We start from the raw sequence: 229 nt of genomic DNA, 5'->3' as shown, positions 1-229 counted from the left end.
GTCTGCGGGAAATTTCAAGGTCTGCGTCTGCGGTGGCGCGGGTGGAATTGGACAGCCGCTGTCCATGCTCATGGCCTTGGATCCCACCGTCAAGGAGTTGTGTGTCTTTGATCTCACAGTCGCCGCAGTACCTGCTGCTGGCGTGGCAGCTGATCTGGGACACCTGGAGAGGAAGAGTGAGGTGAAGGGCTGCGTGCTGGACGTCGATGCGAAACCAGTGGAGAACCAC

General features: G+C 59.4%; 1 protein-coding gene. It reads left to right on the top strand.

The annotated features are described in order from the left end of the window. On the top strand, nt 1–229 hold a 229-nt coding region (locus ACYQ78_RS40230; RefSeq protein ID WP_459806259.1), incomplete at both ends, for a lactate/malate family dehydrogenase.

The organism is Herbidospora sp. RD11066, assembly GCF_054661255.1.
Note: the sequence above shows the minus strand (reverse complement) of the source record. Positions and strands in the feature narration are given on the sequence as shown.